Below are 25,417 nucleotides of genomic sequence, written 5' to 3' on the forward strand. Positions count from 1 at the left end.
AATTAAAACAAGATAGAGAGTGATGTGTTTGCTTTTGGTTATCAAATAATTAAATGATTTATAAGGGAATAAATAAGTTTTTATAATATTGTGCGTATGAGCTTGGTGTCATAATTATCACAAAATATGGGTTATTTTATTACCTTCCAAACATTTGTTTGGTGCGACACTGTTACAGCAGCAAAGTTTCGTCAGACTTTTCGTAGATAAAGTTGCGCAACACGGCTGTAAGTGACTACCTGCGTTGGCGTATTTTATAGAACCCTTGCAGGGCAAGCCTTATCGAGCTGTTTTAAAATTATGCTCTCCGTTTTAAATTTGATTAATCCTGCAAAGATTGTAGAATCCCTCCGAATTTTTTTACCGCAAACGTGAACGCAATCGATTACGTATTTAAGAATGTATTCCTAGATCACAGATTTTTGTGAGCAATGATTTCTATAATACACGCAGCCAGAAAGCTGGGTTGTTGATCAATTGATGGCTATTTGTGGTGATGTTTACATGGGTCTTTCCCCTGGCAGGGAATCTTGCTTAAGGTAAGTAGCAATATTATGAAAAAAATAATTTTAGCTGCAGGCACCGTGCTTGCGCTTTCAAGCAGCGTTACTGCTGTAGCAGCAGACAACAACAGCGAATATCTTTCTGACTGGTGGCACCAGAGCGTTAACGTCGTGGGCAGTGCTCATACGCGTTTCGGACCACAATTGCGTGACGATACCTACTTAGAATATGAAGCTTTTGCCAAGAAAGATTGGTTCGACTTCTACGGTTACGTGGATGCGCCAATGTTCTTCGGCGGTGACAGCACCTCTCGCGGTATCTGGAACCACGGTTCACCGTTGTTCATGGAAATTGAACCACGTTTCTCTATTGATAAATTGACAGGCACCGACCTGAGCTTTGGTCCATTTAAAGAGTGGTACTTCGCGAACAACTATATCTACGATATGGGTCGTAATAGCGATAACCGCCAGAGCACGTGGTATATGGGTTTGGGTACCGATATCGATACCGGCCTACCAATGAGCCTGTCCATGAACGTATATGCCAAATACCAATGGCAGAACTACAATGCGTCTAACGAAAACGAGTGGGATGGCTACCGCTTCAAAGTGAAATACTTCGTGCCAATCACCGAAGTATTGGGCGGCAACCTGAGCTACATCGGTTTTACCAACTTTGACTGGGGTTCTGATCTGGGCAAAGACTCTGGCTACAGCAACATCGATGGCAAGCGTACTCGTACCAGCAACTCTATCGCCTCCAGCCACATCTTGGCATTGAACTACGATCACTGGCACTATTCCTTCGTTGCGCGTTATTTCCATAATGGCGGACAGTGGAACGACGGCACTGAACTGAACTTCGGTAAAGGTAACTTTGACGTGAAATCCACCGGCTGGGGTTACTACCTGGTTGCGGGTTATAACTTCTAAGTTTTGCCAATATGCATAGAGAGAGGAGCCTTATGGCTCCTTTTTTGCGTTCTGGTGAGTCGCAGTGTTTGCTATAAAAGAGGAACCAGAGAGAAGATATTCAGCCATTTTCACCCTCCCTGTTTTAGTCCATGATAGTCCTCAATACGGGCGCATCTCTGCGGCTTCACTCATATTCACCCTTGGCGAAGAGGTTTTGTTACATGACCAAATACCTAAATAAAGATACGCAGGTTTGTATGTCGCTGGCGGCGCGGCCAAGTAATTTTGGGACTCGTTTCCATAACTATCTTTACGATGCACTGGATCTGGACTATCTCTACAAAGCATTTACGACCAAAGATATTCAGGCGGCTATAGGCGGCGTTCGTGCTCTGGGGATCCGTGGATGTGCGATCTCGATGCCGTTTAAAGAGGATGTGATCCCGTTAGTCGATGAAATGGATGCATCCGCTAAGGCGATTGATTCAGTTAATACCATTGTTAATACTGATGGTCATTTAAAGGCCTATAACACCGATTATTTGGCGATTGCGCAATTGTTGGCACAGTATGCGGTGTCTAATGATCAGGTTTTTGCTTTACGTGGTAGTGGCGGTATGGCGAAAGCCGTAGCTTGTGCGTTGAAAGATGCTGGTTTTAAGCGTGGCTATATTGTGGCTAAAAATGAAAAGACGGGTCAGCAATTGGCCGCGTTATATGGCTATGAATGGCGCGCAGATATGCAAGGTGTCACCGCCGAGGTATTAATTAACGCCACGCCAATTGGCATGAGCGGCGGCGCTGACGCCGATAAACTTGCCTACAGCGAAGATGAAATCAACTCCGCAAACGTGGTTTTTGACGTGGTCGCACTGCCATCGGAAACGCCAATGATCCGCTACGCCAAGACGCAGGGCAAAACCGTTATCAGCGGTGCAGAGGTGTTTGCGATTCAAGCGGTCGAACAGTTTGTGTTGTATACCGGGATTCGACCTGAGCATGAGTTGTTTTTAGCTGCGGCGAAATATGCGAGGGAGAGTGCATAAAAAGGATGAGTACGGGTTGCTGAGTCTTGCAGTTGAGCCTTTATGTTAGAACTATGAAAGGTTTCGTCCGCCTGTCAGTATCTACTTTTCCATGACACCGCTGGTGTAGGCGTCCGACGAGAGGTTGCCAGCGCGTAACCTCTCGACTCTCGCGCTTTTTTACCGCGTCGTTTGACCGACCGGTCTCGGCTCGCACATCCTGTACGCCCTCGACCTACCGCCATCTTCCCTGATGGCGGTTCTATCATGCATTCCATTCAACATGAAAAAGACACAGCAGTATTGTTTTATTTGTGTCTTTTTAATTGTTTAAGTCTTGGTTGGGAGAGCCGCCGATACAGGGATGTATCGGCGGAGTTTGGGGCGCCCTGGATGGGCGATACCAAACCGGAGCGGAGATGGCATCTCGGATAAAAGCGCGCGAGTGCAGAGACCACGCGCTGGTGGTCTCTGCCCGTACGCCTTCATCGGTGTATCAATGAAGCTCGGTATAAAACAGGCGGGCGGAACATTACACAGTAGCCCCATAAACGGCCAGTGTGCGGAACATTACACAGTAGCCCCATAAACGACCGATAAAAAATCTTACTCTACCAATGAATATGGCAATGCCTGAATGGTCAGCATGCCGCCTTCATCATCACGTACTCGCAGTACGCTGTCGGCTTCCAAATCGTTATTTAACACGGCCTGAACATTTAGAATGCCGTTGTTAAGCTGGATTGCAGTGAGTACAGTGCCTGTACGGCGCCAGTTTTCACCTAGCTTAAGCTCTAAATCTTCGCCAGCCTGCGGAACTCGACTTGCAGAGCCTTGCAGCCAATAGAGTGCGCGTTTATTGGCACCACGATACTTAGCTCGAGCCACCATTTCTTGTCCGGTATAGCAGCCTTTTTTGAAACAGATGCCATTTAGAGCCTGAAGGTTGGTCGCCTGTGGAATCAGCTGGCCGCTGTTTTCTACGTCGATAACGGGCTGTCCCGCTTCGATATCCAGTTCAACCCATTGCTGACTATCGTTAAATTGGGCACTGCCCTGAAGCTTTTCAACCAGCGCTTCAGCCATCGAGGTTGATGTAATCACTAGGTAGCGATCCTCTGGCTGGGCTAGATACAGCAATGTTGTCTCTTCATGAGCAACCACCGGCGTTGTCGAGTCAGGCAGTTGTGAGAACAAGGGGGCAAGCGCAGAGGCGGCTTTAAAGCCGGCAACGCCAAGAACGACGGCGTCAGTGTCGGCAGCGATAGTGAGCTTGGAGAACACGGCATATTTCTTTAGTTCAACGATTTGGTTCTCCGCGACGCTGCGACGAAGCAGATAAGAGAAACCTTCTGCGCGGTGGAATAAACGTAAATCGCTCCACATTTTTCCCTTTGCGTCACAGTGGCCACACAGGGTGTGCTCTTGCTCAGTCAGCGCGGCGACGTCCACCGTTAATTGTCCCTGCAAATATTTACCTGCGTCAGGGCCTGTTACGTTCACCAACTGCCAATCGTTGAGTAGCATAATCGTTAGTGGAAGGTGGCTTGAAGCAACAGGTTGGCGCGGTGCGAAAAGAGAGTTCAAAGTCATGATGGTTCCCTACTAATGCCGTTCCGAAATGGAATTCGTCCATGTTAAGAGAGGGCGGTAGGATTGCAAACGGAAATATTGCACCATGGCGATAAAAATGGAGTCAGAAATGCATATGAATAGAGGAGTGGTCAGAGCAGGGGAGAATTCCGAGTTTCGATGAAACCCCTACTTTTTCCAATGTTAAAGGCTCGCTTTGGTACATAATGCGCTAATAAATATGTCAGTTTGTGAACCTATTTTCTAAATCTTGGCCTGAATCGCGCTAAAATAGAGCCTCGGCATCTTGTAGAGGCTGGGAACCCAGTATGATATGGGGTGTCTTACAGGATTAATGATAAGAATAAGACTAACTGATCAGGAGTCGGTAAATCATGGATATAGAAAATAAATCACGAATTCATTGGGCGTGTCGCCGTGGGATGCGTGAACTGGATATCTCTATTATGCCGTTTTTCGAACATGAGTATGATTCACTGAGTGACACAGACAAGCAGACATTTGTACGCTTACTTGAGTGCGACGATCCCGATCTTTTTAATTGGCTAATGAATCACGGCTCACCAAAAGATCCTGAATTGGCGCATATGGTTAAACTCATTCAAACGCGAAACAAAGACCGTGGACCAATGGCGTTGTGATGTGCGGGTGTCATGGCGTACACAACTATTACTGTTGGTGACGCATGGCACTCTGGTTTTATTGATTTTGTTAGCTCCTTGGCCGGAAAACTACAGTATTTATTGGCTCATTTTGCTGACATTAGTGGTGTTTGAAAGTATTCGCAGCCAGAAGCAGATTGCTAAGGTTCAGGGAGAGTTGAATTTTCTGGCGGAAAATCGCATTAGTTGGCAGCACCAAGAATGGGAGCTATGTAAGACGCCGTGGATCAGTGATTTTGGCGCTTTGCTACCGTTGAAGAGTTTGAAGGATCAGGATAAAAGAAAGCGTTTGTGGATTGCAGCAGATAGCCTGACGCCAGAAGCGTGGTCTCATTTGCGACGCAGTTTAATGCAGATGCGTCATGATGCTTAACAAAGAATGCCCGAGGTTTTCTATCGGGCATTTTTGTTGGGACGTGATTTACAGCAGTTCAGCAATTTCTAACATGATCTGTTCGCACCATTGCTCAAGTCGCTGATCGCTTAGATCATATTGGTTGGCCTCATCTAGTGCCAGCCCGACAAAGAGTTTACCGTCATCGATAACAGGTTTAGGGCTTGTAAATTCGTAGCCCTCCGTTGGCCAGTAACCCACAAACTGTACGCCGAGCGGCAGTAAACGATCGTGTAGCATGCCGAGTGCGTCTAGGAACCACTCACCGTAGCCGAGCTGATCGCCCATGCCATACATAGCGATGATTTTGTTTTGTAATTTCAGGCTAGGTAGCGCGTCCCAGACCGCTTCCCAGTCTTCTTGAATTTCACCGAAATCCCAGGTCGGAATACCAAGGATTAAAATATCGTAATCCTCCATCCGTTGGATCGGCACATCTTTGATGTTGTGCAAATCGACTAACTCGGTGCCGAGAATATCGCGGATTTTTTCAGCGGCCATTTCGGTGTAACACGTGCTGGAGCCGTAAAAAAGACCTATCTTCATAGTTATACCCAAAAACATTCGAGCTGCGGCAAGCCGGCAACTGGGGGATACGAGGGACGCTAACACCCCCCGCATTGACTGGGGGGGAATTCGCTGCCATCGGGTTACAAATACATAACAGCAGAGTGTATCAGATTTGAATCCGTATCAGGCATAATGCACACTAAACCTAAGTTTGAGCCTTTATATAAAACGGAGTAAGCGGTGCACGAGCAAGATCAGGCACTGATAGAACAATTTCTGGATGCGTTGTGGCTAGAGCGTAATTTGGCAGAAAATACGCTGGCGTCTTATCGCCTAGATCTTCGGTCTCTGGCCGAATGGCTGGCGCATCATCATTCTGATTTATTACTGGCTCAGGTCTCCGACCTGCAAGATTTTCTCGCTGAGCGTGTTGATGGTGGCTACAAGGCGACCAGTTCAGCCCGGCTATTGAGCGCAATGCGCCGTTTGTTCCAGTATTTTTACCGTGAGAAGATGCGCAGCGACGATCCAACAACGCTGCTATCATCGCCAAAATTGCCGCAACGCTTGCCCAAAGATCTCACTGAAGCGCAGGTTGATACTTTGCTGCAAACGCCCTGTATAGAAAATCCGATTGAGCTGCGTGATAAGGCGATGCTTGAGGTTCTCTATGCGACTGGGTTGCGAGTATCTGAGCTGGTTGGTCTGACGCTGGCTGATGTGAGTTTGCGTCAGGGCGTTGTTCGCGTGATTGGTAAAGGTAATAAAGAACGACTGGTTCCGCTGGGCGAAGAGGCTGTTTACTGGATTGAGTATTATCTGGAATATGGCCGCCCATGGTTGCTTAACGGCCAAACAATCGATGTACTGTTCCCCAGTAATCGCGCGCAGCAAATGACGCGCCAAACGTTTTGGCATCGCATTAAACATTATGCGGTGCTTGCTGGAATCGATAGTTCGCGTTTGTCCCCCCATGTGTTAAGGCACGCTTTTGCGACGCACTTGCTGAACCATGGGGCTGATTTACGTGTCGTACAGATGTTACTCGGACACAGCGATTTATCCACCACCCAAATTTATACGCATGTAGCCACTGAACGACTGAAACAGCTACATCAACAGCATCATCCTCGCGCCTGAAGCGATGGGGAATTACAAGGACTATGCAATGAAGAAAGGTTTAATCTGGTTGTCTCTGTTGGCGGCTTCAGTCACCGGTGCCGCGCATGCAGGTGACGCAGAAATTCAACAGTCGCTGAAAACGTTAGGCGTGCAAAAAGCTGACATTCAGCCATCGCCAGTGGCTGGCTTACAAACGGTGTTTACTGACAACGGTGTGCTGTATGTCACGAGTGACGGCAAACATATCCTTCAAGGTCCAATGTATGACGTCAGTGGTGCTGTACCGGTTAACGTGACCAACCAGATTCTCATTGGGCGTTTGCAGAAGTTGGTGCCTGAAATGATTGTCTATAAGGCACCTAAAGAAAAACATGTCATTACCGTTTTCACGGATATTACCTGTGGCTACTGCCACAAACTGCATTCTCAGATGAAAGAGTACAACGATCTTGGTATCACCGTACGCTATCTGGCATTCCCGCGTCAGGGCTTAAGCTCGCAGGCGGAAAAAGATATGCAATCAATCTGGTGTATGGCCGATCGCCGTAAAGCGTTTGATGCTGCGTTGAGTGGTGAATCCACTCAGCCTGCAACCTGTAACGTTGACATCAAAAAACATTATGAACTGGGCGTGCAATTTGGCGTACAGGGCACCCCAGCTATCGTGCTGAATGATGGCTCTGTGATCCCTGGCTATCAGGGACCTAAAGAGATGCTGGCGATGTTGGATGCACAGGCTGCAATGAGCAAAGCAAAAGGTTAATAAGTTTGATCGTATCGACACAACTCCGCCGCCGTGAGGCGGTGGAAAATCATGAACTGCCCGAAGATCTCCATCCTCTTCTGCGTCGTGTCTATGCTAATCGCGGCATTCTCAATGTGCAGGAGCTAGAACGCAGCGTTAAAGGCTTACTTTCATACCAGAAACTATCCGGTATCGAGCGAGCCGTAGAACTGTTACATCAGGCGCTGAGTGAGCATCAACGCATTGTTATCGTCGGTGATTTTGATGCTGATGGCGCCACCAGTACCGCGCTGTCAATGTTGGCGTTACGTAGTATGGGGGCTGCCAACGTCCAGTATCTGGTGCCAAATCGTTTCGAAGATGGCTACGGGCTAAGTCCTGAAGTGGTCGAGCAGGCGGCGGCAATGGGTGCTGAACTGATCATGACCGTCGATAACGGCATTTCTTCGCATGCTGGCGTGGATAACGCTCACGATCGCGGAATTAAAGTCTTAGTTACCGATCACCATTTACCTGGCGAAACGCTGCCAGCAGCTGATGCCATAGTAAATCCAAACCTCAATGATTGTGACTTTCCATCCAAGTCATTGGCCGGTGTGGGGGTTGCTTTCTATCTGATGCTGGCGCTGCGTAAGCATCTCCACGAACATGGTTGGTTCGAGAAACATGGTATTTCTGCACCGAATTTGGCTGATTTGTTAGATCTCGTGGCGTTAGGCACGGTTGCTGATGTGGTCGCTTTGGATACCAATAACCGTATTCTGGTTCATCAAGGATTAAATCGTATTCGTGCAGGGAAATGCCGAGTTGGTATTCGTGCACTGTTGGAAATTTCCAATCGTGATGCTAGACAGTTGGTGGCAAGCGATTTGGGCTTTGCGCTAGGGCCAAGGCTGAATGCCGCGGGGCGTTTGGATAATATGTCCGTGGGCGTTGAATTATTACTGTGTGAAGATATGCCGCAGGCGCGGGCATTAGCCAGTGATTTGGATAGCCTAAACGTCACACGCCGTGAAATTGAGCAGGGCATGCAGGTTGAGGCGCTGCAGATTTGCAGCGAGCTTGAACGCACTACGGTAGAAATGCCGTATGGTTTAGCGTTGTATCACCCTGAATGGCATCAGGGTGTGGTCGGTATTTTAGCATCGCGCATTAAAGAACGTTTCTATCGTCCGGTCATTGCTTTTGCTCCTGCGGGGGATGGCATTTTGAAAGGTTCAGGACGCTCGATCCACGGTTTGCATATGCGAGACGCCCTCGAACGTATAGATTCACAGAATCCCGGTCTGATCATGAAGTTTGGTGGTCATGCAATGGCGGCGGGATTATCTCTGGAAGAGGCGCGTTTTGATGAGTTCCGCCTGCGTTTTGCTGAGCTGGTGGGCGAGTGGCTGGATGCCTCTCAGTTGGAAGGCGTGATTTGGTCTGACGGTGAATTGGCGATGGACGAGCTTTCGTTACCAACTGCCGAACTGTTACGCGATGGCGGCCCTTGGGGCCAGGCATTCCCCGATCCGACGTTTGACGGCAAGTTTAAAATTCTGCAACAGCGTTTGGTTGGCGAGCGCCATCTAAAGCTGATGGTTGAGCCCGTTGGTGGTGGTCCGTTGTTAGATGGAATTGCGTTTAACGTGGATACCACATTATGGCCAGATCCCAGCGTGCGTGAAGTTGAACTGGCATATAAGCTGGACATTAACGAATATCGTGGCAACCGCAGTGTACAGCTGATGATTCACCACCTTTGGCCGCGCTGACGCGTTCGAATAAAAATCCATGTAATGTAGAAGGGGTAGCACAAGCTGCCCCTTTTTGTTCTCATCATAGCTCAAGCGGTATGAAGTAATCGCTTTCCACCATACAACCCGAGTTGGATAGCGCTATGAGGCATCGCTCTTTTATAAGAAAAAGTAATAACTGCGACTCAGCAATAAGCTACACATTTTAGTTTCGTCGATCCTCGTCCGATTTTGCAGCAACAGAGCTTGAAAAGCGCGGAATGACTGCCATTTATAGATGTGAGTTGCTATATTCTGTAAGGGCATTTTGATAGAGTCGAAAACTGAGCATAAGCGATTTTTTCGTTCATTATGCTGCTTTGAGGCTGTTTCTATCGTCTCTTTATGGCGGGTTAGGATTTCCTTTATGGGAATGAAGTGGTTCCGTCTTTGAACACTTAACGAAAGATATAAGAAAATATGTTTGAAATTAATCCGGTAAAAAGCCGTATTCAGGACCTGTCTGAACGGACAGAAGTTCTGAGGGGGTATCTTTGACTATGATGCCAAGAAAGAACGGCTAGAAGAAGTCAACGCTGAGCTTGAACAACCCGATGTGTGGAACGAGCCAGAGCGGGCACAGGCGCTGGGTAAAGAGCGCTCCTCGCTAGAAGAAATTGTTAACACCATTAATCAAATGACGCAGGGTCTGGATGATGTTTCCGGGCTGCTGGAGTTAGCTATTGAAGCTGACGACGAAGAGACCTTCAATGAGGCCGTCGTTGAGCTGGATCAGTTAGACGCGAAACTCGCTCAGTTAGAATTCCGTCGTATGTTCTCGGGTGAATACGATAGTGCCGATTGCTATATCGACATTCAGGCGGGTTCTGGTGGGACAGAAGCACAAGATTGGGCAAGCATGTTGCTGCGTATGTTCTTGCGCTGGGCTGAAGCCAAAGGTTTCAAAACTGAAATTATTGAAGAGTCAGACGGTGAAGTTGCTGGTCTGAAATCTGCGACCGTAAAAATTTCCGGTGAATATGCCTACGGCTGGTTACGTACTGAAACTGGCGTACATCGTCTGGTACGTAAGAGCCCGTTTGACTCCGGTGGTCGCCGTCATACGTCATTTAGCTCTGCGTTTGTATACCCAGAAGTGGATGACGATATTGATATCGAGATCAATCCAGCCGATTTGCGTATTGACGTATACCGCGCCTCCGGTGCAGGTGGTCAGCACGTTAACCGTACGGAATCCGCTGTACGTATTACCCATATTCCGACCAACATTGTGACCCAGTGTCAGAATGACCGTTCTCAGCATAAGAACAAAGATCAGGCAATGCGTCAGCTTAAAGCTAAGCTGTACGAGTACGAAATGCAGAAGAAAAATGCTGAGAAACAAGTGATGGAAGATAATAAATCTGACATCGGTTGGGGGAGCCAGATCCGTTCTTATGTACTGGATGACTCTCGCATAAAGGATTTACGTACTGGCGTTGAGACGCGTAATACACAGGCCGTGTTAGATGGCGACCTGGATAGATTCATTGAGGCAAGTTTGAAAGCCGGGTTATGAGGAAACAATATGTCTGAACAACAATCACAAGGTGCCGAACAGGCTCTTGATCTAAACAATGAAATGCAGTCACGCCGTGAGAAATTGGCCGCGCTGCGCAAGGAAGGGATCGCTTTCCCTAACGATTTCCGCCGTGATGCTACTTCGGACAAGTTGCATAGCCTGTACGACGAAAAGGATAAGGCAGAACTCGAAGATCTGAACGTCGAGGTATCTGTTGCAGGTCGTATGATGACCCGTCGTATCATGGGTAAAGCTGCCTTCGTGACGCTGCAAGATATGGGTGGTCGCATCCAGCTGTATGTTGCTCGTGACGATCTGCCAGAAGGCCTGTACAACGACCAGTTCAAGAAATGGGATCTGGGCGATATCATCGGCGCACGCGGTAAAGTTTTCCGCACTCAAACCGGTGAGTTGTCTATCCACTGTACCGAAATTCGTCTGCTGACCAAGGCTCTGCGCCCACTGCCAGATAAATTCCACGGTCTGGCCGATCAGGAAACACGTTACCGTCAGCGTTATTTGGATCTGATTGCTAACGAAGAGTCTCGCGAGACTTTCCGCATTCGTTCTAAAACGCTGGCTGCTATCCGTAGCTTCATGGTGAACAAAGGCTTCATGGAAGTGGAAACTCCTATGATGCAAGTGATCCCTGGCGGTGCGTCTGCACGTCCATTCATCACTCACCACAATGCGCTGGATATCGATATGTATCTGCGTATCGCTCCTGAGCTGTATTTGAAACGTCTGGTTGTGGGTGGCTTCGAACGCGTGTTCGAAATTAACCGTAACTTCCGTAACGAAGGCGTGTCTCCGCGTCATAACCCAGAGTTCACCATGATGGAACTCTATATGGCTTACGCGGATTACAAAGACTTGATCGTTCTGACCGAAGATCTGTTCCGTACTCTGACTCAGGAAGTTCTGGGCAGCAGCATTGTTCAGTACGGCGACCAGACTTTCGACTTCGGCAAACCTTTCATCAAAATGACCATGAAAGAGTCCATCAACCACTATCGTCCTGATATTAAAATGGAAGATTTGGATGATCTGGAAAAAGCGACCAAAATCGCTGAATCTCTGGGCATTAAAATTGAGAAGAGCTGGGGTCTAGGCCGTATTCAGTGTGAAATCTTTGACGAAACCGCAGAGAAAAACCTGATTCAGCCAACCTTCATCACCGAATATCCAGCAGAGGTTTCTCCGCTGGCACGTCGTAACGATGATAATCCGTTCATCACTGACCGCTTTGAATTCTTCATCGGCGGTCGTGAAATCGGTAACGGTTTCTCCGAGCTGAATGATGCGGAAGATCAGGCTGAACGCTTCCAGGATCAGGTTCGTGCGAAAGACGAAGGTGATGATGAAGCAATGTTCTATGATGAAGACTATGTGACTTCTCTGGAACACGGTTTGCCACCAACCGCAGGTCTGGGTATTGGTATCGACCGTATGATGATGCTGTTCACTAACAGCCACACCATCCGTGACGTTATTCTGTTCCCTGCAATGCGTCCAATTAAATAAATCAACGTACTGATTTAATTTAATAAAAACCTCATTAATGCATTCTGTGCTTAATGAGGTTTTTTTATGCCTATGTTTATTTCCCTTTGTGCGCATCTATGTGATCGCCTAGGGAAGATCACCTGAGCATCCAGAGCCATGGAAAAACGTTGAGGGGAGAGCTGATAGATCTTCTGCGAGCAAACCAACGGAGGAAGAGGGGATAGCTTGATTGACGCTCAATTATCTTATGCGAGATATGGCGCATGTCTATTTGCTTAAATTATAATCTGTTAGCGCATTTATCTGCTTGCCGGGTTAACATAAGCGGCTATAATGGTCTCCACATTGATGCGGGCGTAGTTCAATGGTAGAACGAGAGCTTCCCAAGCTCTATACGAGGGTTCGATTCCCTTCGCCCGCTCCATTTTCAAAAGTCTTTTCTTCTAGCTCGCACTCAACATAGTTAATATCGCCAACGGTAATTAAACAAACATTCATGCTTTCATAATGGACTGCGGGCATAAACTCTGCTTTTGGCGGTGAATATTGATTTTTGATAGCCAAACCTTAATGTTAATCGATCATTGCTATCATCTAACGCTATACTGAGGCCATCAACGTAAAAAATTTATTATGTTTTCAACATACTGCTCGGTAATAAATACATAATCGATTTTTTGATGAATATAAAACACCTCATAATGGGATAGATATTCAGTTATTCACATTTATCTCGCATGATACCTCGCTTTATTCGATTACGTATTAGCATGAAACTTCGATTAGCGATTAGCCATCTATATTTGGATGGAACAGCCACAAAGCCCTCAGACAGTTGCAAATGGCTGGGGGCTTTTAAGAATGAGAGGATTTTTTGTTTTGATGCATAAGGTTGTGCCGGAGTGATTACTGCTCTAACAAAGCAAGGATTTGTTCGTCCAGTTTATCAATCGTATAAATCACTTGTTGACTGGCTGATTCAAACTCATCTAATCGCTGTGTGATATCTGACCAATCCATCGACTTAAACCCCTCTTTGGCTAACTGCACACTGATTTCATGTAATTTCCGGTGGGCATCACCCAGTGAAGAATACGCAGGTAGATGCCCAAAATCTCGACGACCATCCCCGTGATACCATTGCCCTAAAGCACAGTGAAACTCATCGTCAGTAGGTACATTGTCTGAACGTCTCAGTACGGACAGATACACTTTCTCTCGCCACTGGTAATGCTGTGACTTAAGAATGGTCATCAGGAAACTGTTCGCGATCCTTGCCATCGCATTAGCCGAGTCGAGCGTTGTTTTTTGGATACGGTCGGCGGTGAAACCAAGCTCATTGGCCAGTAATAGCATTTTATTCATATTGAGCGGTGGGGCGGTTTCAGGCGAGGCCTGAATTTTCTCAATATGTCGACGATAGACATACAGGTGATTGAGTGCCCGATAAGCATCCTCGCCCACCTGCTTTTGATGACTGGCAAGATTTAGCATATAGCGCTGCAGTTTGAGTGCTTTCTGAGTGGTGTATTGGATATGCGTCCGTTTCTCTTGCAGTGCGAGGTAAATATGTTTAAACCCTTCGTGCTCATTATCATCGTTTGCGCACATTTATTTTATTCTCACTTTCTGTCGCACTAACATATATATTTCCCCGCACCCTTGCCTCCGGTCATACCGATAGCTTACAGCGCTAAGTGCATCGGTAGTACTTGTTGATGTAGTGAAAAAGCATGGTTTAGATAATGCAGGACACCCATATTATTGGCGGTCTAACTTTCAAGCTCGACTACGCTTATCAGTCGGTCATCACAAATTATCAATATTGCTATGAATATCTAGGTTGCTTAAACTCAGTACATGGCTAGATGCTAGCGAACATATAGAGCGGTAATATCAACGGGATAGTGCTGGCGTTTGAATGCTTGACGGATCAATAACATTGTCAAAGAACGTCATAAAAACGGTAGGTTACTCGAACCTACCTTAATGTGACATAACTCAGTTATTACCGTGATTTTAATTTAACGCGGCATTTATTGTTAATCGCCCATCAATATCACCCGTTTGTGCTTGTAGTGATTCAATTTTCAGAGTACGAGTTATACGATCACCCGAATTAGCCGTAATAGTCTCACTAGTAACTTGCGCTGGAACGTCGTCTAAAACAGAAGCTTTTGCCCATGCAGGTAATCCGCTGAAAACATAATCAACCATAACGGAGGATTTTGAAGGGAGGCCATTGAACGTGATATTTATGTCGCGCTGAGCACTCTGAGTGTTCGAAAGAATACCAAAATCAATGGCGTCAGGTGCTGCCGCTATGTTGACATTTAATTCTCTGACAAAATCCACAACCATATGAAATGTGTATGTGTCCACATTTGATGTGGCGCCGCCCAAGTTACTCTCAAAATTCATTAAAGAATTATTCGAAAGTGAATAAGTGGAGGTTAACGTATATTCATTCTCTATTTTTCCTGAAGGCTCGGCACAATACGGTGAGTTAAGAGGATAATCCACAGACACCTCCTGCTTCAAGTCGGATATAGCGGTTGTCTTCTGTCTTATAGCAAACCTATATGTATAATCTTGTACTACTGAGGAATTTTTATAATATCTAGGTGTGACGAGTAACCTCATATTATCATTGCTTACACTGAGCCCGTTACCGCCTTTAAATATATTCCTGAATGGGGTTTTAACCTCTTCTATTGCCGCAACTATACTATGATTGGCACTTGTTGTGCCCGCTGTATTTGAATATATATAGATGTCGCGACTGAGTTCGATATCATTGACCATCTCCGCGAGAAGTTGCTGTGTGTCGTCTTGCGACCAAGCCACCGGCTTTGTTGCTATTGTCCCCGGCGTTAATTGCATATCAATACGAAGATTAAGATTACCGCCTGAATAAACTGCATTTACAGGGTCTACCTGACTAAACCAGAACTGTTGTGCATTAAGGCCCCAGTTAGGAATTCCTGTAAAAGATACAGTCCCCTTAATAGTACAACTGTTATTATCTGCTGATTGTGCAGGAAGAACAAAAACCGACATTAAAAACATCAGCACAAAAAATTGTGTCACTAGACAGGTCCGTTTTATATGACGCTTCAAAATATCACCCTCACACATAATTTATATTGAATCTGATTGTCGCTGTGGTCTGGCCTCTGGGAGTATCCTGAACGACAAGGGTCGATGGCGTCAGTGTGCAGCTACGGTTGTCCGTTCCCGCGCAAAATCCCTTGGTCTCATCTGTCGCTCCATCTCCGGTCAGGTCAATCTCTTTCCCTTCCGTACTCAGCCAGAATTGTGCCGGCGTACCGGTAACACCTGCAGGCCCAGTCATTTCCATCCGTGAGGCGTTACCTCCCACCATCGCGCTGCCAATCTGTTCCCCGTAAATCACCGTATTCGTGGGGGTCGGGCAATTGATATCTATCTTCACCGGGTTATAACTCTGCGTTCCGTTCAACAGACCGCCAAGATGCACTGCCGAGGGCATCGTCAGCGTACATGGCTGGCTGGAGAAGGTCGCCTTTATGGTTACCGTAGCGCTCGCTGACGTAGCCGCCTGAGCCCCTTGATGGCCCGCTGCTAGCAGTGTCAAGAGCGAAGAAAAGGCTAGATGTACCGCTTTATTTAACGTCATAACTCACCGTCCCGCCCCAGTCATTAAGCGCCTCCACACTGACCTCGTTTAGGCCACTGTGCCCCGTGCTGGCCTCAGAATAAGGCGCAAGTTGTGCCAGCGCACGCTGGGCTTCACTACTCAGCTTCACCTCTTTCCCTTGGCTTTTTACCTTCGTCACCGCGAAGTAATACGGTGTCGGGTTTTTTATCCATACGCTCCCGTCTCGACTGACTAAGGTCAGCTGTTTTTCCGCCTCTTTGCGCCCATCAGTTAGCGATTTGGGGCGGTAAATCAGTTTGACCTGAGTGTTCATGGCAATCGCCAGTACACTACCGTCGGTCTCCTTTGGCTTTGGCGGAATTTCCTGAACGTTCAAGCGAAACAGGGATTCTCGGTCAGAGGGTAATGCTGGGTTTACATTCATCAAACGGACTATCTGTTTCCCTTGAGGCCCCACCTTAAAGAACGGCGGAGATGGAACCATAAACACATCCGCTTTATTCTGTGACACATTGTCAATCCACACCTGGCCGCCATAGGTCTCCTGAGAACTGCTGCTCACCTCAAAGGAGATATTCTTTTTCCCCTCTTCATAGATAAACCGCGTTCCGTTCAGAGTGAAGGCCGCCATGGCTGAGCTGACCAGCGTAGTGCCTAGCACAGCCGCCAGCACCGTGCGCAGTAATACTTTCTTTCTGTTATTCACAACGTATCTCCTGAACGGTAACGATATTTTCTTTCAGACCAGACGCGCTGAAGCGGCATTGCTTCCCGTTGCTCTGGCTGACAGTAATGGTTTTCGGCGTAGCCAATAGGTTCATCAGTAACACGCCATTATTAGTAATGAATCCTGCATCCAGCCCCTGTTCGGTAGTTGTACTACCTCCGGTCAGTACATTGCCCTGAGCATCCCGCACTCGAACGATGTAACGCTGCACATTCTGGAAACCGAACTCCCGATAGATAATCGCTTTCTCTGTCGGTACCACTTCATAGGACGTATTAAGCAGTTCCGCGCTATCTGGGACGTTTTCTGGATTGATGCTGATGTTGGTCGGGTTGTATCCAGTCAGGTACAGCACCGTACTCCCATTGCCGTTGGTGGGCAGTGAGCCGTTAAAGGTCACCCCTGGGGTATCTTTAATCCTAACCACCGCCACGGTATCGGACGATTCTTTGGTCAGCAGGAGACCTGTAGGTGCAGTGGCAATTGCTGAGCCAGAGACATTCCCAGATAACGTGGTCGTGTCTCGGCTTTTCGACACGGCCAAGTTGGTCTGCATGCGGTCAAAGGCATAGCTAACGGAGGCGCCTGCGGTATTATTACTGCGCTCATCCGTCCCCGCGTTGACGCTGTAGTTCAGACGTTCATTCAAGGTGGCTGAGGTGCTGGTATTAAACGAGGTCCCGCTGTATCGGCTGTAACCCACTGAATTACTACTATAGTGACGTACTCCCCCCAGAGAGCCTGAATATTCATCCGTCGTTGACCAAGCACTGCGAGAATAGTTGCCACTGAGGTACAGTGATATACCGTCCAGAATGGTGGTACTGGCAGACAGTGAAGCACCGATGGCATCTTTGTCACGATTCCAGTAAGACTGCTGCCAGAACGATCCACTCACATAAATATTGTCCATCCGGTGGGATAGTCGGGCTTCGTAACGTGCTTTTTCCCGGCCGTCAAACCAGACATAATGGTCATTTAGCCCAAGCCCGTCTGGGTCGTAAATTTTACGACGGTCGCCGTATTTAGGATCCCAACTTGCAAACTCGGTATACCCTGGGCTCTGATAACGGTACGTCAGCAGTTGAATATCCGTTTTGTTGGTAAAACTTTTGGCATACTTCGCCGTAGCACTTACGCCTTGGCGGCGGGAGCCATCATCATATTCAGCTCGCGAGCCGTTAACGCTTAGTGCCAGCGCGCCCCACATCCCCATAGATTGCGTAACGCCTATGCCTGCTGCCTGATAACCGCTGTGCAGCAGAGTGGCCATATTGAGGGTGGTGGACGATAGCCCCCAGTCAAGGCTAGCCAGACCAAAGGTGCCATTACCGGAGGAGAACGCCTCACTCAGACGGTTGGAGTCGTTTCGCTGCCCAACGGCTAGGTTGTAGTTATAGTCCCCTGGTCGCAGAAGAGAAGGCAGGGTGGCTACCGGGTATTCAGTTACAGTTTTATGCCCGCTATTATCCTCCACGGTTACCACCAGATTTCCGTTACTGGTGGAATTAATATCATCGAGCCGATACGGCCCTGATGGCACTACGCGGGAATAAATGGTGTATCCCCCTTGAGATACTGTGATTCGGGATGCTGAGGAAGCGACACCCGTGATGACCGGCGCATAACCACGTGTTTGCCATGAGCGCATATTGCTGTTGGATCGCAGGGCGGCGCCATAAAAACCGAAATCATTGAACAACTCAGTCTTCGTCTGCGATCGTCCTAGCAACAGGTCGCCTTTAATTTGACTGATGGCCGTGGATAGTGTGAGGTCATTCGTGGTGAACTCACTTATCCCTGCGTTTCGAGCCGCGTTCATGTCACTGGATAAAATCCAGCGACCGACATTCAAACTGGTATTGAAGCTGCCATAGGCATTAAGGGAATCATCCCCATACCAGTTGTTGTTTCGAGTCTGAACGTTCTGGTTAAAGTTACCGTTATACTTCAGACGTAGACCACTGATGCCATAATCCCAGCGTGAGGCATCGTTTTTTTCTGCCAACCAAGCTTGAGGAATACCGAAATCTAGGGACTGACTGCCGAGGTCAAAACTGACTTTTGTGCTGTCCTTACGTCCCAACTGGTAGCACCCTCGGACAGTGTCAAAGGTGTCCTGATACGCTTCCGGCTTAAAGAAGATGCCGGCATTCTGCAGCCACTCTGGACTGAGACAAAGCAGGCCTGTCTGCTCATCATCTGGACTGATGGTGAGCTCCGTTCGTCCGATTCGAGCGCCGTTGAGAGAAACGTCGATATAGTACTGACCTGCAGGATATTTCACCCCGTCCTTCAGAACCGAAGGAACATCCGTGGTTCCTTGCAGGAATGCCGTATTGAGTTCCGTGGCAGATGCAAAGGAAGAACAAATGCTCAGAGCCAGAAGAGACAGCGCAGGTTGTTTTATTTTTGTATATAGTTTTGTGTTCACGCAGACCTGCCTTCAAAGCAAATAAGAAAGAACAAAACAAAAAAACAGCGTCGACTGATAAAGGCCCTGCCGAGCCACGGAGTCATCGCGGTACAGGCAGGGCGAGCACTTTATAGTCGATGGGGATTAGTTGTAGGCAACAACGTAGGCAGCAGTAGAGTTATAGTCACCTGCATCATTGCCGCCTTTCAGTGTTGCAGTGAACTGGGCACCGTCAGTGGTCAATTTTGTAGCATCAAAGTCAATGCTCAGGTGTGACTGAGTGATAGACTGCACAGCAGTGGTCTGGGCATTTTTGGTGGAAATCAGCGTCACAGCGTCAGTTGCAGCCCCCCCTTGAGCTTTCAGACCTTCACCATTGAAAGGACCGTTCCAGCCGATGGTTGCTTTACCGGTTAAGTTGCCACAGCCGGTGGCTGTTGGGTCAGCCTTCAGGACAAAGTCGACAGGAGTAGTGCTAATAGCGTTTTTTGTTACTGAACCCAGTTGTACCAAGCTGTTCACACCGCCGTTCACAGATGGGGTCAGGTCACATGTGGTGTCTGTTACTACACCTAGAAACTGGATTTCATTCGCAGCCATAGCAGAGCCAGACATGACAGCCAGAGCCAGAGCAGAAACAGCCAGTAAATTTTTTTTCATTGTTAAATCCTTAATAAGTATTGATATAAGTGCGACAGTTTTTGTCAGTGTGATTGTTAATAAGCACAAGGCTCCCTTGATGATGGCGCTTATCCTCTACCTTGAGCTTTTCTCAATGCCACATCCTTATGGACGAGAAACCATCGGTGGCGCTTTAAAATAAAAATCAAAAAATAAAGCCCCACCGATAATCACTTATCTAAATATGGAGTTACGTTGTCCGACCAATAAAAATTGGATAGTGAGAAAGTTAAGTTATTAATAAGCCACTCGCACTCCGACGAGAGAGTACTTTACTTTATTGGTGCGCCCATTCTGCATGATTGTCCCCTAATCCTAACTTTTTCACTTTCTAGTTTTTTATATTTCCATCTATCACTCTGGAGTTTAATGAAAATTTCAGCGCATATAAGGAATTGCTGTGCTTAGCATAACCTCTGTGCTCATGATAATCTGACTGACGCACTGTTTTATGCTAAGCGCGAGAAATACCTCGCGATAAGAATGTTATTGATTTTTTAATTACATTGCTTTTAATCGATAATTTTCTACCAATAATAGTATGGGCATTACCAATAAGAGTTTATCAACTAACACATTGAGTTAGCGTGGTTTTGAATTTTAAAAAATAACAACGCCTAGTTTTCCATTACGTTCATAAATAACTTATGCAACCTGCGGCTATTATTAAGGCCATCCTTTTTCTTATTTATTGTTATGTTGCAATATCCGCTATTTCCTAGTCTCAATGTGCGTAAGCGACGAGCCGGTCATGGTGTGCCCTTCCTCATAAATTAGCGCACAAATTCTGGCGACCGTCCGACTGACCATCTGCATGTGACGATATTTCACTGAGAAATAACTCTGTGCGACACCATTAGCCTCACAGGCTTCGCTACGGCTTTTACCGTGTACCAATACATCTTCTAAAGACTGTCGGATACTTGGGCTATGCATCACACAGACCGTGGACAGCAAGCGAAAAAGTCGAATATCAACTTCACCCGGTGTTAATTCTCCCTGAGTTATTTTACTCATAGCGCTCAGATCATTCTCTTCATGTGTGCGACTCATTCCTCCACTCCTGCAATCTTTATACTGTGACACCGTATTCTTGTATATTAGCCAGTCCCTGCTTCTCGTCACTGCTCGTCTTTATCTTGACCTGTTCATGCGAGGGCAATGGTGGTGGGGATGACACCAACGCAGGCCGGTGTTCCCTCATCGGGTAATAAGAAACGGGCCCTGCGGTTACTGTTAGCGAGGCAATAAAATCCCGAGTACGGTTCTGAATACCCAGTACTTTCATTGCCATCAAGCGATAGTGGTAAACTACCTTACTACTACATCCCAACAATCTTCCGGCGGTAATGGGTTCAACTCCCTTAACCAACCAACCTAAAACCACCTCTTGCGCCCTTGGCGATGCAATTAGGTGAGAAAAGTGTACATGCATTAATTGCTTAATTGACTGCAATGCCTCTGAAACACCTTGCGTCCTCCATGACGGGAGTTTGGTTAAATTCACTTCCTCTCTTAAAGTACGAAGGAGACAATGATATTCAGCCAGCAATAAACAAGGAGGATCATTCATCAAGGCATCATATTTTTTTAATGCTATCCCATCAAAATATTTCACAACTATTTTGTCAGAGAATAAAAACTCGTCTTGCATAAATATGATGGCCGTATCTGGGCATTGTTGGCGCAGAGCTAAAGTAAGAGCCACTGCATTTCTAGGCGCATCATCGATAATAAGCAAGTTAGGCTGTGTATTTATTGCATAGCTAACAAGTATATCTGTATCACGCGTGCCTTGAATAATTATTCGGGTTTGTTTTATTGAACGGTACGTATATTCAATTGCTACCTGATGCGTCCAGTTCTTGGAGTAAATCATCACCTTTAATGTATTGTTTATCTTATTCATGACCGCATCCTTAAGCCCTGTTAATAGCCAACTTCATTATTCATCCAAGAATAACACCATAGGGTTTGTGGGTTTACGAGCATCCTAAGCTAGACATTTGGCGTGGTATAATTAATAAAATCGATCGATAAGATCTTGATTTTAAATTAATAAGGTTTAATGTAAGAAAAATCTGATGATTGCATTGTGGGAATATTCATAAAAGTAGCGATATTATCTTTTTATAAAATATTTATAATATCAATGAATTTATTAATGTTTATTTTTGATATTACGTAATGTACGTTATAGCGTACATTGCATAATTATAAATACTTACAATAAGATGTTGCGATATTTTTCAGTATCAGCGCTTGAATGCTCATTTATTCGATAAACTTGAATAGTACGGAAAAATCGAAGGTTTAAAAAAACGGCATGGGAAATAGGCTGGGAAAAATCCTAATAAATTAGGACAAAGACAAATGAGAATTGCGTCGTGCATTGTAAAATACAGACACATTCAATATGGTGGTACTTGGATTATCTAACCTTATGGCAATAAAATAAAGAAAATACACTCTTTTTTAATTAGTAGAAGGCTAATGATGGGGTTTGTTTATCGTGGATAAACTGCAGAGAGGAGAAGACATTAACCTGCAAAAGTGCTGGCGACGATAAAGAATTTTGTTCAAACGTACTTAACGCAAGCAGCCCATCCACTCACCACCGTGTTTCTAGTCGCTGCCCCGGGATATGATGAGTCAACGTAAACAGGCTAAACGATGCTTTTTGCTAGGGTTTAAACAGGAATAGATTGAATAGGTCGTTTAACATCAACGGTGCGCTGTTGATTTGACCCAGACTCTGAATTGAATACCAGTCAGTTGTGTAAAGGGGGACCTCAGTATGAATATGAACTGTAGGTCGCATAGCTGGGATAAAGAAAAGCATCCTCACCAGCATCACGGCGGTTTATCGCCCAGTGAGAAAATAAATGAAAAAGGGCGACAAAGGTGTACTGATTTTGTGAACTACTACATTTTACGGATGGTTCATGCTATCTAGGCTGCGTCAGACGCTTTTCACAAGATGCGACTAATCGCGAGTGACACAGCCTAGTTATAGTGAAAATAGATTAAGCAGGGCGCGGATGATTTTCGCTATTAACGACGGGTACATCTTCTTGTACTGGCAGATCATTCGCTGTCAGTGCAGCATCGCCGAGGCCATGGGGTAATGCGGCAGTCAGTGCGGCTAATGAACCACCGGAAAGACCCACCTCTCTGAGTAGGGAATCTACAATCGGCGCATGTGTACGATAGGATAGCGCGGCCGTCATTGCCTGTTCTGCTAGATTACTTCCACCGCCGGTACTTGGTTCAGATGAAGAGCCTGCTGTGGCAGAACCACTACGGTTTAAACCGTCAACCTGAATGATTTTGATACCGTCGATAGATTTCATTGGTTCAACGGATTTCTCAATAATACTTGGCAGGGACTGCAATAGTGCCAGTTTGAATTTTAGGCTGGTTTGATTATCGGACAGTATATTGACCGCATCATTTAATGCCCGTTGTGCTTCAGCTTCAGCAAGCCCTTTTTTCAGCGTCGCCTCTGCGAGTTTAATAATGGCCGCTGCTTGCATTTCGGCTGCTTCTTTCTCGGCCTGCGCCTTCAGCGTTAGCTGTACCGCTTCGGTTTCTGCGGATTGTTTTGCGACGATTAGCGCAACTTGTTTGGCACGATCTGCTTCGGCGGTTTCCCGAGTTGTAACCACGTGTTCTTCCGCGCGTACAGCTTCGGCTAATGCATCGTTTGCTCTTGCCTGAGCTTGAGATTGCTGCTCTGATTTACTGGCAATCGCAATATCTTTATCCTGCGCGGCGATTTCAGTCACCTGTTGTTGTTCAATCTCTTTTATTCTAATTTCACGTTCAGCTTCTACCTTACGAGTGCGAACAGCCTGCTCCCGTGCGATTTCCGCTTCTTGAATTTGACGTTCGGTGCTAATACGGCTCTGTTCAGCCTCTCGGCGGCGTTCCGCTTCAAATACGGCAATATTTGCGCTTTGCTCTGCGCTGCGAGTTTTTACCTGCTGCTCTTGGTCAAAGGTCATGAACGATTCTTGTTGCTCAATTTCCAGCTTACGTGACATGGCATCGCGGTTCTTTTCGCGTACGGCGACTTCAATGTCTTGTTCGACTTCGTTACGTTCACGGCGGCGGCGTTCAGTTTCCTGAGTCAGTTTGGTTAGACCCTCTGCATCAAACGCATTGTTAGGATCGAAGAATTCTTTCGAGGTTTGGTTAAAGTTAGTTAATGAAACGCTCTCTAACTCCAAGCCGTTTTTGGTTAAATCCTCTGCGACCGTATTCTGTACGCCTTGAACGAAGTGTTCGCGGGTATCTTGCAGATCATGCATCGTCATCTGTGATGCCGTTGCACGCAGCGCATCCACAAATTTATCTTCAATAAGAATGCGTAGATCTTCCGGTGACAGCGTTCTTTGCCCCAACGTCTGTGCTGCGGTAGCGATACCTTCAATGGTTGGTTTTACACGCACAAAGAATGCGACGACAACATCGACTCGCATACGATCTTTAGTGATCAAACTGTCTTTCATGGAGCGACTGACTTCCAGTTTGAGAGTATTCATATTGATGTGAATAAGCTCGTGAAAAATCGGAAGTACAATGGCGCCTCCGCTCATCACGACTTTCAGTCCACCCAAACCAGTTCTAACAAAGGATTGCTCTGCAGAAGCGCGCTCATAGAGTCGAGAGAAAATAATCCCGATGACCAATAATATGATTAATACGCCAAAAGAAACAAATCCCCAATAAGGAATGTTATCCATTTCAAACATAAAATTTCCTTGTGATATCATTAAGTAAGATAAGTTTTAAAGTAAATTAGGCCACGGGTTTTTGCTTGCTAAAAATCGCGCTGACGTTATTTTTGCAATAATGAGCACGCGTTCTCCCCGCGTAAAAATAACGTCTGGGTTTTCTGGCTCAATCAATAAATAGTGAGATTGTCCGTAGGTATCAACAATTTTACATTCTGCTGACATCCCAGGTTGCTCTGCGGATTGGGTTACAAGGGCCATTGAACCGACAAAGCTATCCTCTGACACCGCGAAGGATTCATCTTTGGGAAGATAAGGAGCAAGCCATCGCCCTATGAAATGTAAAGTGGGCAGTGATAGCACAAATGCAATCAGAGCCATTAAACCTGCCGGTAGCGGCTTTTGAAGCAGGCTAATCATGAGATACTGCCCGCTGATACCAATAATAGCAAAACTGCCAAGCAGTAAAACGAGCATAACCAGCAATGGAAGCTTGCCAATGTGCAGCCAACTCAAGGCCTGCACGAGTAAGTTATCTCCACTGGCAAGATCAAAATGAGATCCTAAGGAAGAGTCTAAATGGCCAAATGCACTAGCACCTATTAGTAGCGATAATATTTCCAATACACCAAGAGAAATTATAAACGCAAGCGCGCAGAGAAAAGGGGCATTATAAGCAGACAGTAGTACCACTAGGACTCCTTTCGATCTATATCCATAATATGGTCATTCTATCGTTATTTCTTGCTTTAGGATATGGAGGGGGAGAAATATAGGATAATTGCTGTGAAAGATAATTTTCAAGGCATGTTTGCCGCTGAAACATCAATGGTTAAAATTGCTTTCGTCAAGTATCAGAAATTAACGTTAGGGTTAGAGAAATATTTCACCCTAAGGTTAGATATCAAAATAAAACAATCGTTATCAATATTATCG

General features: G+C 46.4%; 21 protein-coding genes and 1 tRNA gene. 10 read left to right on the forward strand and 12 right to left on the reverse strand.

Annotation, left to right across the window (positions count from 1 at the left end; genetic code table 11):
• Positions 1-554: 554 nt before the first annotated feature.
• Positions 555-1,439: a nucleoside-specific channel-forming protein Tsx gene (locus tag K9N75_RS03720; protein WP_004846922.1), complete on the forward strand. Its 885-nt coding sequence runs from the start codon at positions 555-557 to the stop codon at positions 1,437-1,439.
• Positions 1,440-1,642: 203 nt separating this feature from the next.
• Positions 1,643-2,467: a shikimate 5-dehydrogenase gene (locus K9N75_RS03725; RefSeq protein WP_130954759.1), complete on the forward strand. Its 825-nt coding sequence runs from the start codon at positions 1,643-1,645 to the stop codon at positions 2,465-2,467.
• A 585-nt stretch (positions 2,468-3,052) separates the two neighbouring features.
• Here K9N75_RS03725 and ygfZ read toward each other — a convergent pair.
• Positions 3,053-4,039: a tRNA-modifying protein YgfZ gene (gene ygfZ, locus K9N75_RS03730; protein WP_224452226.1), complete on the reverse strand. Its 987-nt coding sequence runs from the start codon at positions 4,037-4,039 to the stop codon at positions 3,053-3,055.
• Positions 4,040-4,413: 374 nt separating this feature from the next.
• Here ygfZ and sdhE point away from each other — a divergent pair, with 374 nt between their 5' ends.
• Both sdhE and K9N75_RS03740 read left to right on the forward strand, forming a co-directional pair.
• A complete protein-coding gene (gene sdhE, locus K9N75_RS03735; RefSeq protein ID WP_008815042.1) occupies positions 4,414-4,680 on the forward strand; it encodes an FAD assembly factor SdhE in 267 nt (88 codons plus the stop codon).
• Positions 4,661-5,074 carry a protein YgfX gene (locus K9N75_RS03740; RefSeq protein ID WP_008815043.1) on the forward strand — a complete coding sequence of 138 codons (414 nt, stop codon included), beginning with the start codon at positions 4,661-4,663 and terminating at the stop codon, positions 5,072-5,074. The genes sdhE and K9N75_RS03740 overlap by 20 nt, the downstream gene beginning before the upstream one ends.
• 48 nt (positions 5,075-5,122) lie before the next feature.
• Here the strand turns inward: K9N75_RS03740 and fldB are convergent, their stop codons facing one another.
• Positions 5,123-5,641: a flavodoxin FldB gene (gene fldB / locus K9N75_RS03745; protein WP_061059195.1), complete on the reverse strand. Its 519-nt coding sequence runs from the start codon at positions 5,639-5,641 to the stop codon at positions 5,123-5,125.
• A gap of 204 nt (positions 5,642-5,845) precedes the next feature.
• On the opposite strand from fldB, the gene xerD reads away from it, so the two are divergent.
• From xerD to K9N75_RS03775, 6 genes are all read left to right on the forward strand, one after another.
• A complete protein-coding gene (xerD, locus tag K9N75_RS03750; protein WP_061059194.1) occupies positions 5,846-6,745 on the forward strand; it encodes a site-specific tyrosine recombinase XerD in 900 nt (299 codons plus the stop codon).
• A gap of 28 nt (positions 6,746-6,773) precedes the next feature.
• Positions 6,774-7,490 (forward strand): bifunctional protein-disulfide isomerase/oxidoreductase DsbC, encoded by a 717-nt coding sequence (dsbC, locus tag K9N75_RS03755; protein WP_224452227.1) that lies wholly within the window; start codon positions 6,774-6,776, stop codon positions 7,488-7,490.
• 5 nt (positions 7,491-7,495) lie between these two features.
• Complete coding sequence (recJ, locus tag K9N75_RS03760) at positions 7,496-9,229, forward strand: single-stranded-DNA-specific exonuclease RecJ (RefSeq protein WP_224452228.1); 1,734 nt, start codon at positions 7,496-7,498, stop codon at positions 9,227-9,229.
• 441 nt (positions 9,230-9,670) lie between these two features.
• A protein-coding gene (gene prfB / locus K9N75_RS03765) for a peptide chain release factor 2 (RefSeq protein ID WP_096079952.1) occupies positions 9,671-10,769 on the forward strand; the annotation gives its coding sequence in 2 pieces (ribosomal slippage) (positions 9,671-9,745 and positions 9,747-10,769; 1,098 coding nt in all).
• 9 nt (positions 10,770-10,778) lie between these two features.
• Positions 10,779-12,296, forward strand: coding sequence for a lysine--tRNA ligase (gene lysS, locus K9N75_RS03770; protein WP_004093230.1), 1,518 nt, complete (start codon positions 10,779-10,781; stop codon positions 12,294-12,296).
• A gap of 332 nt (positions 12,297-12,628) precedes the next feature.
• Positions 12,629-12,702, forward strand: a tRNA-Gly gene (locus K9N75_RS03775).
• A gap of 482 nt (positions 12,703-13,184) precedes the next feature.
• On the opposite strand, the gene K9N75_RS03780 is transcribed toward K9N75_RS03775, so the two are convergent.
• The 10 genes from K9N75_RS03780 to K9N75_RS03825 all read right to left on the reverse strand — a co-directional run bounded on the left by K9N75_RS03780 (position 13,185) and on the right by K9N75_RS03825 (position 25,174).
• Entirely contained in the window at positions 13,185-13,889 is a 705-nt protein-coding gene (locus K9N75_RS03780; RefSeq protein ID WP_224452229.1) for a CZB domain-containing protein, read from the reverse strand.
• Positions 13,890-14,297: 408 nt separating this feature from the next.
• Complete coding sequence (locus K9N75_RS03785; protein WP_143421317.1) at positions 14,298-15,368, reverse strand: hypothetical protein; 1,071 nt, start codon at positions 15,366-15,368, stop codon at positions 14,298-14,300.
• Positions 15,369-15,408: 40 nt separating this feature from the next.
• On the reverse strand, positions 15,409-15,936 hold the full coding sequence (locus K9N75_RS03790) for a fimbrial protein (RefSeq protein WP_224452230.1): 528 nt from the start codon (positions 15,934-15,936) through the stop codon (positions 15,409-15,411).
• Positions 15,923-16,624 (reverse strand): fimbrial chaperone, encoded by a 702-nt coding sequence (locus K9N75_RS03795; protein ID WP_224452231.1) that lies wholly within the window; start codon positions 16,622-16,624, stop codon positions 15,923-15,925. Before K9N75_RS03795 ends, K9N75_RS03790 begins: the two co-directional genes overlap by 14 nt.
• Positions 16,617-19,079, reverse strand: coding sequence for a PefC/AfrB family outer membrane usher protein (pefC, locus tag K9N75_RS03800; protein ID WP_224452232.1), 2,463 nt, complete (start codon positions 19,077-19,079; stop codon positions 16,617-16,619). Before pefC ends, K9N75_RS03795 begins: the two co-directional genes overlap by 8 nt.
• Positions 19,080-19,205: 126 nt before the next feature.
• On the reverse strand, positions 19,206-19,721 hold the full coding sequence (locus K9N75_RS03805) for a fimbrial protein (protein WP_130975354.1): 516 nt from the start codon (positions 19,719-19,721) through the stop codon (positions 19,206-19,208).
• Between the two features lie 732 nt (positions 19,722-20,453).
• A complete protein-coding gene (locus K9N75_RS03810; RefSeq protein WP_008815090.1) occupies positions 20,454-20,795 on the reverse strand; it encodes a PapB/FocB family fimbrial expression transcriptional regulator in 342 nt (113 codons plus the stop codon).
• Positions 20,796-20,814: 19 nt separating this feature from the next.
• Positions 20,815-21,651, reverse strand: coding sequence for a hypothetical protein (locus tag K9N75_RS03815; RefSeq protein ID WP_130975355.1), 837 nt, complete (start codon positions 21,649-21,651; stop codon positions 20,815-20,817).
• Positions 21,652-22,768: 1,117 nt separating this feature from the next.
• Positions 22,769-24,499, reverse strand: coding sequence for a flotillin family protein (locus K9N75_RS03820; protein ID WP_114445292.1), 1,731 nt, complete (start codon positions 24,497-24,499; stop codon positions 22,769-22,771).
• Between the two features lie 36 nt (positions 24,500-24,535).
• Positions 24,536-25,174 (reverse strand): OB-fold-containig protein, encoded by a 639-nt coding sequence (locus K9N75_RS03825; protein ID WP_130975356.1) that lies wholly within the window; start codon positions 25,172-25,174, stop codon positions 24,536-24,538.
• Positions 25,175-25,417 lie beyond the last annotated feature (243 nt).

This window comes from Hafnia paralvei, from assembly GCF_020150375.1.
GTDB lineage: Bacteria > Pseudomonadota > Gammaproteobacteria > Enterobacterales > Enterobacteriaceae > Hafnia > Hafnia paralvei.

Excerpts from the sequence above, each read along its gene's own strand:
- sdhE (WP_008815042.1), top strand. The coding sequence starts at position 4,414 with ATGGATATAGAAAATAAATCACGAATTCATTGGGCGTGTCGCCGTGGG.
- K9N75_RS03815 (WP_130975355.1), bottom strand. The coding sequence starts at position 21,651 with ATGAATAAGATAAACAATACATTAAAGGTGATGATTTACTCCAAGAAC.
- K9N75_RS03805 (WP_130975354.1), bottom strand. The coding sequence starts at position 19,721 with ATGAAAAAAAATTTACTGGCTGTTTCTGCTCTGGCTCTGGCTGTCATG.
- lysS (WP_004093230.1), top strand. The coding sequence starts at position 10,779 with ATGTCTGAACAACAATCACAAGGTGCCGAACAGGCTCTTGATCTAAAC.
- fldB (WP_061059195.1), bottom strand. The coding sequence starts at position 5,641 with ATGAAGATAGGTCTTTTTTACGGCTCCAGCACGTGTTACACCGAAATG.
- ygfZ (WP_224452226.1), bottom strand. The coding sequence starts at position 4,039 with ATGACTTTGAACTCTCTTTTCGCACCGCGCCAACCTGTTGCTTCAAGC.
- K9N75_RS03780 (WP_224452229.1), bottom strand. The coding sequence starts at position 13,889 with ATGTGCGCAAACGATGATAATGAGCACGAAGGGTTTAAACATATTTAC.
- K9N75_RS03820 (WP_114445292.1), bottom strand. The coding sequence starts at position 24,499 with ATGTTTGAAATGGATAACATTCCTTATTGGGGATTTGTTTCTTTTGGC.
- K9N75_RS03790 (WP_224452230.1), bottom strand. The coding sequence starts at position 15,936 with ATGACGTTAAATAAAGCGGTACATCTAGCCTTTTCTTCGCTCTTGACA.
- K9N75_RS03720 (WP_004846922.1), top strand. The coding sequence starts at position 555 with ATGAAAAAAATAATTTTAGCTGCAGGCACCGTGCTTGCGCTTTCAAGC.
- dsbC (WP_224452227.1), top strand. The coding sequence starts at position 6,774 with ATGAAGAAAGGTTTAATCTGGTTGTCTCTGTTGGCGGCTTCAGTCACC.
- K9N75_RS03810 (WP_008815090.1), bottom strand. The coding sequence starts at position 20,795 with ATGAGTCGCACACATGAAGAGAATGATCTGAGCGCTATGAGTAAAATA.
- K9N75_RS03725 (WP_130954759.1), top strand. The coding sequence starts at position 1,643 with ATGACCAAATACCTAAATAAAGATACGCAGGTTTGTATGTCGCTGGCG.